The sequence below is a fragment of the Paenibacillus cucumis (ex Kampfer et al. 2016) genome, from assembly GCF_019748695.1.
Lineage (GTDB): Bacteria > Bacillota > Bacilli > Paenibacillales > Paenibacillaceae > Paenibacillus > Paenibacillus polysaccharolyticus.
This window is the reverse complement of the sequence record NZ_JACLIC010000016.1, coordinates 1-11,254: the sequence shown is the minus strand read 5'-3', so window position 1 is coordinate 11,254 and position 11,254 is coordinate 1. Positions and strand designations below refer to the sequence as shown.

At 47.3% G+C, this 11,254-nt stretch carries 9 protein-coding genes; 3 read left to right on the top strand and 6 right to left on the bottom strand.

Annotated elements, in window-relative coordinates; all coding sequences use genetic code 11:
- Positions 1-296: 296 nt before the first annotated feature.
- From H7T88_RS09910 to xylA, 4 genes are all read right to left on the bottom strand, one after another.
- Entirely contained in the window at positions 297-2,399 is a 2,103-nt protein-coding gene (locus H7T88_RS09910; RefSeq protein ID WP_312027601.1) for a glycosyltransferase, read from the bottom strand.
- Between the two features lie 22 nt (positions 2,400-2,421).
- The gene (locus H7T88_RS09905) at positions 2,422-3,171 is read right to left on the bottom strand and encodes a glycosyltransferase (protein WP_260510815.1); all 750 of its coding nucleotides are present in this window, start codon (positions 3,169-3,171) and stop codon (positions 2,422-2,424) included.
- A 223-nt stretch (positions 3,172-3,394) separates the two neighbouring features.
- Positions 3,395-4,888, bottom strand: coding sequence for a xylulokinase (xylB, locus tag H7T88_RS09900; protein ID WP_154891737.1), 1,494 nt, complete (start codon positions 4,886-4,888; stop codon positions 3,395-3,397).
- 610 nt (positions 4,889-5,498) lie between these two features.
- Positions 5,499-6,815 carry a xylose isomerase gene (xylA, locus tag H7T88_RS09895; RefSeq protein ID WP_090924454.1) on the bottom strand — a complete coding sequence of 439 codons (1,317 nt, stop codon included), beginning with the start codon at positions 6,813-6,815 and terminating at the stop codon, positions 5,499-5,501.
- Between the two features lie 213 nt (positions 6,816-7,028).
- Here xylA and H7T88_RS09890 point away from each other — a divergent pair, with 213 nt between their 5' ends.
- Together H7T88_RS09890 and H7T88_RS09885 are read left to right on the top strand one after the other, a co-directional pair.
- Positions 7,029-8,192 carry an ROK family transcriptional regulator gene (locus H7T88_RS09890; RefSeq protein WP_154960168.1) on the top strand — a complete coding sequence of 388 codons (1,164 nt, stop codon included), beginning with the start codon at positions 7,029-7,031 and terminating at the stop codon, positions 8,190-8,192.
- A 161-nt stretch (positions 8,193-8,353) separates the two neighbouring features.
- The gene (locus tag H7T88_RS09885) at positions 8,354-8,542 is read left to right on the top strand and encodes a hypothetical protein (protein ID WP_260510823.1); all 189 of its coding nucleotides are present in this window, start codon (positions 8,354-8,356) and stop codon (positions 8,540-8,542) included.
- A 294-nt stretch (positions 8,543-8,836) separates the two neighbouring features.
- On the opposite strand, the gene H7T88_RS09880 is transcribed toward H7T88_RS09885, so the two are convergent.
- Together H7T88_RS09880 and trxB are read right to left on the bottom strand one after the other, a co-directional pair.
- A complete protein-coding gene (locus H7T88_RS09880; protein ID WP_221788295.1) occupies positions 8,837-9,067 on the bottom strand; it encodes a glutaredoxin family protein in 231 nt (76 codons plus the stop codon).
- Between the two features lie 90 nt (positions 9,068-9,157).
- A complete protein-coding gene (trxB, locus tag H7T88_RS09875; protein WP_090924450.1) occupies positions 9,158-10,099 on the bottom strand; it encodes a thioredoxin-disulfide reductase in 942 nt (313 codons plus the stop codon).
- Positions 10,100-10,356: 257 nt separating this feature from the next.
- On the opposite strand from trxB, the gene H7T88_RS09870 reads away from it, so the two are divergent.
- Positions 10,357-11,088, top strand: coding sequence for a ZIP family metal transporter (locus H7T88_RS09870; protein WP_221788294.1), 732 nt, complete (start codon positions 10,357-10,359; stop codon positions 11,086-11,088).
- Positions 11,089-11,254: the final 166 nt, after the last annotated feature.

The window sequence follows — 11,254 nt, the reverse complement described above, 5'->3', positions numbered from 1 at the left end:
GAGATCCCCAAGCGCCTTCGTTTATGTTTTGGATAAATTTCACCGCTTGTTACTTAAATTCTTCATTTATAACACTGCCGATTTTCTCCCCTGTGAGCACACTACCTTAATTTTGGTTTTTAAAATAGAAACAAAAAACCTCTTCATCGCGAAGAGGTGGACTCTTTTAACCTTGGGATTCATTCTAGTTTTTTTGAAAAGGAGGAGTTACACATGCAACATTTCCGTGCATTACATGCATTATGGCAACTAACGTGCTGATCATGTATCGCTATTCAAACCCATTAAACTAAACTCTATGCGTTCTCCATTACACTTTCCTTCGCCAAATCCTTAAAATATCGATCATTGTACAACATGCTTGGGTGAGTTGGATGATAAGTTAGGGCAATATCGTTGTGCTCCTTCGCTTTCGCTCGGTTGCCCATTCGATCATAACATACACATAGTTGCAGATGCGGCATCCAAGTCCATGCGGCTTCATTCAGTACAACCATCGGATCACCTGGACGGTTCGCCTGCACAGCCTGTTCGTACCAGAATATAGCTTGGCGATAGTCTTCTCTGTCAGCAAAATATCCCCCCAGTCGGCAACACACCTCTGCTCTAGGCAAATCATAGGCAAAAGAACGAAACAACGCCGCCGATTCCCGTTCCGGACGTTTCAGTACGGCCTCGCAATCCGCAATTTTTTGGCAGGCGGCAATCCGATCCTCCACCCATCCCAGTCCGGTGTCCAGAAATTTCTCATAGTAGGTTATGGCTTCCTCATGAAAAGCATGGTCTTTCAGTTCATTGCTAAAATAATAGAGGTCACGCGGTGAGAAGTCTTCACCGGCCTGTTCACGTTTGCGATATATTCGCAAATTTCGATCTGTATACACCTTATCTTTCTTATGGGTCACAGCCACATCACTATGCAGCAAATTGCCTGCTACAGCAAGGTATTCATGCACTGCACCAATCCAGCGAAACTGGCGATCCCGCCGCACCAGACGATTTCGCCGTAGACTATACGAGACCTTTCCATCTGGCGTGAAGGAGAGGTTGTAATCCATCGTTACACTGTCCACAGCCGGATCAAGCGACTGTTTCAATGCGATCAGCTTGGCGCGATCCTGCGGTTCAAACACATCATCCGCATCCAGCCACATAATATATTCACAGGAAGCTTGGTCGAAGGCGAAATTACGTGCCGCCGCAAAGTCATCCACCCACTCAAAATCGAAAATACAGTCGGTGTACTGAGCCGCAATTTGCCTTGTACGATCCGTGGAACCTGTGTCCACAATGACGATCTCATCGACAATTCCTTTTACGGAATCCAGGCATCTGGCGAGGGAAGTTTCTTCATTTTTTACAATCATACATAAGCTAATTCGAATTCCCTCTTCGCCTCGTTTAATTCTGCGGTTATAGGCCGCCGCCCCCGGTAAATCGGACAAACGATAGATATGATAGGCTGGGTAGTGGGTATCCACAAACAGTTGAAACCCATACGCCTGAGCACGAATGCAGAAATGACGATCCTCTCCCCAAAAAGAAACATTCGGGATACGGTCAAAATTCACTCCCGCTTCAAGTACAGATCGCCGAATTAGAGTACAAGCGCCTAATCCGCCCACCTCATAACAACCCGGAATACGTAGCTGGTTTAGAAAGGCGCTCGCCTGTGCGTCCTCATCCTGCGCCTCTGTTGCCTCGAGAACTGAACCCCCCCGCCGATAGAGTGCATATTCATCCTGAAGCCATACCTGCGGCATTTCCTTTGTTCCCGGTTGCCAGCTGGTCCAAAAAATATTGGATACAATCTCGTTTTGGTTCGATACCAATTGTTCCAGCGTTCGAGGGTGCAACACCAGATCAGAATCGATCAGAAACACGCCATCATATTGATGTTCACGTGCGTACTGTAAAATGTTATTTTTCAGCCTGGCCACTCGCCATACCTGTTCGTTTCTCCAGTAATGCCCACCTTCATCTTTGTTGTAGTTTCCTGGGTCGTCCGCGTCCCCACTCTCCGTACCATTCATATCGCGAGCATGGATCACCTTACCGTTATGTCGAAGTACAAAATCGTTCAGCATTTGGGAGGAGGCTTCCTCCTCATTATCATCTACAAACAAATAGTCTGTACGCACCGTCTTTCGCTCAAGGCTCTGCAGGGAATTCAGAAATTCATTCAGAATGGCAGCTGTCTGCCGTACAGGGCTAGCAATCAGGATACGCTCACGGGTACTTTGCGAGATGTCCTCATCCTCATCCTTTTCCTTTTCCTTTTCCTGTGGCTGTGGCTGTTGATGTTGGTTCTCCTTCTGAGATTTGGAGGGTATGGTATCGGCTTGTGTTTCACCTTGGACACTTTTGTTACTGTTTTTACGTTCTAGCGGGTCTTTCACCAATGAAGCTCACTCCCTTCCCTTAATCAGACCATGGAATAAGCCGAGGCTCTGCATCCAATATCGATTCATATTGCTCTTTCCAGCCATACCTTGCTTCGGGGTCCAGTGTTTGGTATCTCTCATATTTGCGAACGCGGTCTTCTTCTCTTGCCCAGCCATAATGCTTTACTCGCGGGGGATGACAGGCATAGGGCAGATGCTGAATGCTCAACGGGAATCGTCCGCAATGCTGCGGTGTTTCCTTCCATTCATAGACCATCCCGGGACGATACTTGACTAGAAAAGGTCGATAATACATATGAGCCTGCCAGTACACATCTTCCCGGTACGCAGTCTCACTCCACATATCATATAAACGGAAGTAAATCGCTTCTTCCAATCCACTTAAGAGGTCATCCCTCAAAACACCAAAATCCGGCGTTAAAACCTCGTCTGCATCTAAATTAAGAATCCATTCCGGGTTAGTTGAAAGGGTCTCCTCCCATTGTTGTTTTCGCAGACTCACCTCATCGGAAAAACGCGAGACCGGATTCTGCACTAGTACTAGAGGGATACCGTGTAAAAGCTCCCTACACATAGCAGCCGTCCCATCCGTGCTTCCATCATCAATAATGACAGCCCGATCAATCCATGCACGATGTGTCATAAGTGCCCGCCTAAGATATCGCTTCTCCTCGTTGCATACAATCATGGATAAGGTGATATGCGGCCTGTTCCTAACTGGTTGTTCCTTGCCCTGTTCCCGTTTGTGTTGCTCCTGTTCTTCCAACCCCACACCCCCATGCTTCCGGTTCTTTTAGACGCAAACCCTCTATATCCAATCTATGCTAAGCTGGAATCCGGTTATGCAGGGCAAAGTGTTCCGGCATAGCCACCTCGGGATTTACTTCACACCTAACACAAAAAAAGCACTCGCTTGCGCGAATGCTTTTGGAACAGGATATTTCTATTCAGTTTATTTTTGAATACGGACTATTTATGAAACCTTCGATTTAACGATATGCCGCCAAACGATCATTCAAGCCGCGTGTCTGTCCGTACACCTCTTGATAAAGGGCAAACAAACCGTCATATACCGCTACCGTCTCCGGGTTTGGTACGTAAGATTTCGCTGGACGAATAAACGCCGCCGCACACTCTTGCATTGTCGGGAACCAGCCACTGCCATAAGCCGCCAGCATAGCTGCCCCCATCGCCGGACCTTGCTCACTCTCCAGCTTCACAATCGTTGCATTGAAAATGTCCGCTTGCATCTGCAGCCAAGCTTCGTTCTTCGCTCCGCCTCCAATGGAGATCACCTCATTGACCGTCTTACCTGCACCACGCAAAATATCAATCGACTCACGTAACGAGAAGGTGATGCCTTCCATTACAGCACGTCCAAAATGCTCCAGTTTATGCCCGGCATCCATGCCGATAAAGCTGCCTCGAATGTTGGCATCCGGGTGAGGTGTGCGCTCCCCTACGATATATGGCGTGAACAACAATCCGTTGCTTCCTGCCGGAATCTGGTCAATTCCCTGTAGAAGAGCATCAAATGATTTGTCCGCTGCGAAGGTGTCTTTAAACCAGGAGAGACTGTATCCTGCTGCCAGCGTCACACCCATAATATAGAAGGCATCTTTCTCACCATGGTTAAAAAAGTGCACTTTCCCTTCGAAATCGAGATCCTTTCGTTCTTCGTACGAGAGAACAACTCCGGACGTACCGATGCTGCACATCGTCTGTCCTTCACTCAATATGCCTGCACCAATTGCACCGCAGGCATTATCGGCACCGCCAGCAAATACTTTGGTTGCTGGCGCCAAGCCTGTTTGCTCTGCAATCTCAGGCAACAAGGTGCCGACTTCGTCGAATGATTCAACTAGGCGCGGGCAAAGCGTCATCGGCAGATTAAATGCGGATGCGATCTCCGTGCTCCATTGTTTGCCTGCCACATCCAGCAGCAACGTACCCGCTGCATCGGAATAATCCATCGCGTAATCGCCAGTCAGGCGGTAACGGACGTAGTCTTTTGGCAACAGAAACAAAGACGCTTGTTCCAGCAATTCAGGTTCATTTTCCTGCACCCACAAGATTTTAGGTAACGTAAATCCTTCCAATGCACGGTTCCGGGCAATGCTGAGTAACTTGCTATCAAGAACCTTCTCAATCCGGCGGCACTGTGCTGTCGTTCGGGTATCGTTCCACAGGATGGCATTGCGCAGTGGTTTACCTTCTGCATCCACCAGCACCAGCCCGTGCATCTGCCCGGAGAAGCTTAATCCTTCAATCTCGGAAGGCTGCACGCCAGATACTTCCAGCAATTTGCGAAGCGACACAATTGTCTGCTCCACCCAATCCTCTGGATTTTGTTCACTATATCCAGCTTTAGGCTGGTACAGCGGATAAGCCTCCGATGCTTCAAATGCCACTTTACCTTCACGATTGACCAAAACGGTCTTGACCGCGCTCGTTCCGAGATCGACGCCAATTACATAACTCATAAGTATACTCCTTTCGTTTATACAGGATTGAAACCTTAGGTGCGGCATGCTGAGCCACTCCGTGTGCAGAAAACCCTCCGATCGCCCCTTACCCCCGGATTTCTTCACTTCCCCTTTTCAAGGGTGAAATCCGGTTGTAAATGCGAACACTTCGTTTCTCCGAGTCCTTTCTGCTCACTCCGTTTCTGCATGCCCCTTGTAACGTTGCTTTCAAACGGTACAAACGTACTCGTTTGGGGCAACTCGGGGGCCAACAATGACAACAAACCGTCCCCGCCTTCCCAGAGGAAAGCGGGGACGGTTTGAATGTCACGCTTATTCAACGTCCAGGGTGCAACATACTTTTGCACCGAGTAAGAAGAGGTATGATTCCTGCTTTATCTACGGCAATGATCTAGCCATAGGCAGTACGCTTGGGCAGGAATCTACTCTTCCTCTAAGACTGTTATCGGGGCGTGTCTTGAAACCCACTGAAGTGCATCTTTTACCCCTTTTCGCTCCATACTGCGTCACTTTCCCTTGACGTGCCCCGGCACGCCTGCGGAAAACTTTCCTGGTTTGGAACGAAAATTCGGCAAAATCTGCTTCCTTCAGCGTTTTCAGACCCACCCTAGTCAGCCAGGATGTATTGGTTAAGCTTTGCTCTCAGTAATTCCTGACGTCCGGATTGGTTTTTGCGTGGGTTTTCGTTGTTCAAAGCATACTCCGCGAGGGAAGCAAGTGTTGCTTTACCTGCAACAACCTCTGCACCGATGCCTTCGTTGAAGCTGCTGTAACGTTGCTCGATGAATTCATCGAATACACGGTCTTCGATCAGCTTGGAAGCGACTTTCAGACCTTTCGCATACGTATCCATACCTGCGATGTGAGCCAGGAACAGATCCTCAGGTTCGAAGGAGCCACGACGAACTTTCGCGTCGAAGTTTACGCCACCTTTGCCCAAACCGCCGTTTTTCAACACTTCGTACATGGTCAGAGTAGCATCATACATATCAACCGGGAACTCGTCCGTATCCCAGCCAATCAGCAGATCGCCTTGGTTCGCATCCAGGGAACCGAGCATGCCGTTGATACGCGCTACGCGGATTTCATGATCAAATGTGTGACCAGCCAGCGTTGCATGGTTCGCTTCAAGGTTCAGTTTGAACTGTTTGTCGAGATCATATTTTTGCAAGAACGCAATGGAAGTTGCTGCGTCGAAGTCGTATTGGTGTTTTGTTGGCTCTTTAGGTTTAGGCTCAATCAGGAACTGAGCGTCGAAGCCGATTTCTTTTGCATAGTCAACAGCCATATGGAACATACGAGCAATGTTGTCTTGCTCCAGTTGCATGTCCGTGTTCAGCAATGTGTCGTAACCTTCACGGCCACCCCAGAAAACATAGTTTTCTGCACCGAGACGTTTACCTACTTCCAGACCTTTTTTGATCTGCGCTGCTGCGTGAGCATATACGTCTGCGTTGCAAGTGGATGCTGCACCAAACATGAAACGTGGGTTGGAGAACATGTTAGCTGTGTTCCACAGCAGCTTTTTGCCGCTTGCTTTCATGTGCTCTTCCAGCAAATCAACGATGGTGTCGATGTTGCTGTAGAATTCACGCAGTGATGCGCCTTCTGGAGCCACGTCTACATCGTGGAAACAGTAGTATGGCAGATTCATTTTTTCCATAAATTCAAAAGCCGCTTCCACACGAACTTTCGCTTTATCCAGACCGGAGTAGCTATCCCATGAACGTACTGCTGTTTCAGCGCCGAACGGGTCACTACCGCCTGCAGTTAATGTGTGCCAGTAAGCCATACCGAAACGGAAGTGTTCTTCCATCGTCTTGCCAGCAACAACTTCTTGCGGATTATAATGTTTAAAAGCAAATGGATTCTTGGAATCTTTACCTTCGAATGCAATCTTATTAACGGATTCAAAATAGGCCATGTGATAAATGCCTCCTCAAAAGTTTTAAAAGAGTTTGTTTAAGAAATCGTTTACACCGTTATCCTAACACATCCATTTTACTTTGTCTATTGGTTAAACAAAGTAAAAATAAAATTGTTTTTTCCCGCTTCGTTTACGCTATAATAGTCGAATAGCTTCTTAGCGGATATACATGAAATCCTTTGTTACAAAGAATAGGAGTGTCTTATCGATATGAAAATTACCGGAGACCAGATGCTGGTCAAAAAAATAAACAAGTCGATCGTACTGGATACGATTCGCCGTCATGCCCCCCTTTCCCGGGCGAAATTGTCCGAAGTGACCGGTCTCAACAAAGCAACGGTTTCCAATCTGGTAGCGGATCTGATCAGCGATGAGTTGGTGCAGGAGATTGGGCCAGGAGAATCTAGCGGTGGACGTAAACCGCTAATGCTGCTTTTCAGAGGTACGGCTGGATATGCTGTAGGTCTGGAACTGAGCGTAACGCGTTTGAAGGGAGTACTCACCGACCTTGAAGGACATATCGTTGCTGAATATGCCATCGACCTGGAGCAGCACGATGCAACGTCTGTATTTGAACAATTAAAGCTGGCCGCTAGTCACCTGATAAAGCAGGCTCCCCCCTCTCCGCATGGAGTAATTGGCATAGGCATCGGTGTTCCAGGGATGGTGGATGAGCAAGGAACCGTACTGTTTGCGCCCAACTTGAAGTGGGAGATGGTGCCCTTGCGATCCATGATGGAAGAAAGCTTCAACCTGCCTGTCACCATTGATAATGAGGCCAACGCGGGAGCACGGGGCGAATTAAACTTTGGTGCAGGTGTTGGTGTGCGTCATCTGATCTATATCAGTGCAGGGATCGGGATTGGTTCAGGCATTATGGTTGATGGTGAATTATATAAGGGTGCGTGGGGTTACGCGGGTGAGACTGGACATATGTCCATTGAAGCAGAGGGTCTGCCTTGTTCTTGCGGTAATCGGGGATGCTGGGAGTTATATGCTTCGGAAAAAGTATACGAACACCCGGATCAGCAGCACCTGCCTGCACATACGACCAAAGAACTGATTGAACACGCCCAGAACGGACATCAGGACGTGATCGCCTTATACAATATCATCGGACGCAAGCTGGGCGTTGGCATTACCAACATCGTAAATAGCTTCAACCCGGAGCGTATTATTATTGGCGGGCCGCTTTCGGAAGCTAAACCTTGGATTGAATCAGCCCTCAAACAGGTGGTCGAGGAACGTACCCTGCCTTATCACCGTCGAAGTCTGCAAGTGGAATGGGCTGCACTTGGTAGCCGTTCAACTCGAATAGGGGCTGCTTATTCTGCAATATCCCAATTTTTAGGTAATGTAAGGGTCTCTGTTTAATATTTAGCTAAAAATCATTAAAATTGACAAGATTTCGCCCCATTTCCTCCCTTTTTGTTAAAGAAATCCAGAGGTATAATGAGATTATGTGATTTTTGTCATGGCAGCGTTCTCGTTGCCGTGTTATCCGATAATGAAACGGAGTGAAACTCGTGACCTACGTGGATACATCAGATATCTCGGCGCCAGTATTTGTCACCGTACTCCTGTTCCTGATTGTGCTTGCGCCCCTGTTCAGCCTGGGCATACTTCGTTTTTTTCAGAGCAAAAAGAAGGCTGGTCTCATGTACATGCTGTCAGGCTTACTGGTGTATGTCGTATTTCAGACATGCATGAGTATTTTTTTCTAGCGGAGAATTCTTTACGCTTGAATGTACTCCTATACTCAAAGGCAAATGATGTTGCTCCGACTAAAAAGGAGACGCTTATGCGCAATGTCCTCAAGTCCAGACGTTGTCTTACGCGTCTTCTTTTTGTTTTCCTCCCATTTCTTCCAACATCAGAAAAATTAAAAAAAAGACCGTACCTTATACGGTACGGTCCCTTCCCAATCTTACTTCTATATTCAAACGGCTCGCGCGAACCGGAATAGCTTCAATTCTGTTAAACTACATAGCCAGCAACCATAGCTAGCCAAGCATGAATTAAGCGTCCAATGCTTTAGCAAATTGTGTTTTATTCATACCCAGAATGCGGTGTTCACCGATTACAGTCAAAGGAACTGCACGTACGCCCATATCCCATACTTGTTGTGCGAACTCGTCGCTTGTTTCGATGTTGCGCTCTTCGTAAGCAATACCTTTATCAGCCAGGAAAGCCTTGACGGATTTGCAGTTCGGGCAGTTGGTGGATGTGTATACAATTACGTTTTCCATGTTTAGTTCACCTCAGAATTATTATTTGTTATATATGGTTAATTATTTATAAGCTAAATGAAGCACTGTTTAAACATCGGGCTTTCCGAATTACAACGCTACTGCGCTGTGCTCCAGGCTTTCAATGAATTTCTCGGTGTCCATTGCAGCCATACATCCGCTACCTGCAGCGGTAATGGCTTGTTTGTAACGTGTATCTTGAACGTCACCACATGCGAATACGCCTGGAATGTTTGTCTCAGAAGTACCTGGAGTTGTCAAAATGTAACCATGCTCGTCTGTAGTAATCTGACCACCCAAGAAACCTGTGTTTGGTGTGTGACCGATCGCTACAAATACGCCGCTTGCCGGAATCACTTCTTCTTCACCAGTTGCGTTGTTAAGCACTTTGAGGCCAGTTACGCCGTTGTCGCCAGCAATCACTTCAAGTGGCGTGCGGTTCAGTGCCATTTCTACTTTCTCATTGCTGCGTGCACGATCTTGCATGATTTTGGAGCCACGCAGTTCTTCACGACGGTGCACCAGTGTTACTTTGGAACCGAAACGGGACAGGAAGCTTGCTTCTTCCAGTGCGGAATCGCCACCGCCAATAACGATAATTTCTTTATTACGGAAGAAGAATCCGTCACATGTCGCACATGTGCTGACACCGCGGCCCACGTTTGTTTCTTCTCCTGGGATACCCAAATATTTAGCAGATGCGCCTGTAGACAGAATCAACGTCTCGGATACGAGTTCGCCCATACCTTCGACTTGAATTTTGAAAGGACGCTCGCTCATGTCGATGTTGTTTACCCAGCCCGTACGGAATTCTGCGCCAAAACGCTCCGCTTGTTTACGCATGTTGTCCATCAGTTCAGGGCCCATAATGCCATCAGGGAAACCCGGGAAGTTTTCCACTTCTGTCGTTGTTGTCAGCTGTCCACCCGGTTGCGGTCCTTCAATAACGAGTGGGTTCAAGTTGGCACGTGCAAGATAGATTGCTGCTGTCAGCCCTGCTGGGCCTGTTCCGATAATAATTGATTTATACATGTATAGTTCCTCCCCCAGGTTCTGCAAAAAGATCAGGTTCTCCGGCATCAAAAGCACGAGCCTTTGCATACACTAGAACGGATAGCCCACATCATGTCCATAAGAGCTGCCTACGAATATGACGATTCACCTATGCAGAAACGGAATTCTAATTTATAATCATTCTAATCTGTTGTTCATTATGATCTCTTTTATGTACGGTGTCAATGCTCGGCAGCGATTATGAAGAAGTCTTCATCAGGAGGGAAAATGGAAGCATGAACGACGCTCTACTCGGCAGTATTATTTCGGCCATGTCTACCGGACTTGGGGCCGTACCGATCTTATTTATGCGTAAAATATCACATCTTCTGCGCGACATTCTGCTCGCTTACGCAGCGGGTATTATGACTTCAGCCTCGGTGTACAATCTCATTCCCGAAGCACTGGGACAATCTAATTTATTTGTTCTTGCTTTTGGCATTATGCTCGGCAGTCTGGTTCTACTGGTGCTGGAGATGCGTATTCCGCACGTAGATCTGGAAAACCCCGAAAAGATGCCTTTCAAAATTGAAGGCAAAGCTTTCATGATTATCGCAGCCATCACAATGCATAACTTGCCGGAAGGCTTGTCTGTCGGTGTAAGTTATGCAAGTACGGATGAAAACTTAGGGAACCTGATTGCCTTTTCTATCGGTTTGCAAAATGCACCGGAAGGCTTTCTGGTCGCTCTCTTTCTCGTCAATCAGAACATCGGCCGCTTTAAAGCACTTGGCATTGCAACATTAACTGGGGCTGTAGAGATTATAACGGCCATGATCGGATATACACTCAGTAGTCTTGTTGCCGGACTGGTGCCTTACGGTCTCGCGTTCGCAGCAGGTGCAATGATGTTCATCGTTTATAAAGAGCTCATCCCTGAGAGTCATGGTGACGGCAATGCACGCGCAGCTACGATCTCCTTCCTGTTTGGTCTGATTACGATGATTGGACTAACCGAACTGTTCTAGATGGGTCAAAGGCAAAAGAACCCGGACCACAGCGGATGCTGAAGTCGGGTTCTTTTTTTAGCCACAAATGAAGATTCCATGAAATTACTGAAATTGCTGAAATCATCTGTAAGGCAATTTATATTTTCTTTTTATGACGGATTGTCAAGCCAAGTGCGACAGTTCC

What these genes read in the sequence shown, in the direction of transcription:
- xylB (WP_154891737.1), bottom strand. Translation starts at nt 4,888, where the DNA reads ATGAGTTATGTAATTGGCGTCGATCTCGGAACGAGCGCGGTCAAGACC.
- xylA (WP_090924454.1), bottom strand. Translation starts at nt 6,815, where the DNA reads ATGGCCTATTTTGAATCCGTTAATAAGATTGCATTCGAAGGTAAAGAT.
- H7T88_RS09890 (WP_154960168.1), top strand. Translation starts at nt 7,029, where the DNA reads ATGAAAATTACCGGAGACCAGATGCTGGTCAAAAAAATAAACAAGTCG.
- H7T88_RS09880 (WP_221788295.1), bottom strand. Translation starts at nt 9,067, where the DNA reads ATGGAAAACGTAATTGTATACACATCCACCAACTGCCCGAACTGCAAA.
- trxB (WP_090924450.1), bottom strand. Translation starts at nt 10,099, where the DNA reads ATGTATAAATCAATTATTATCGGAACAGGCCCAGCAGGGCTGACAGCA.
- H7T88_RS09870 (WP_221788294.1), top strand. Translation starts at nt 10,357, where the DNA reads ATGAACGACGCTCTACTCGGCAGTATTATTTCGGCCATGTCTACCGGA.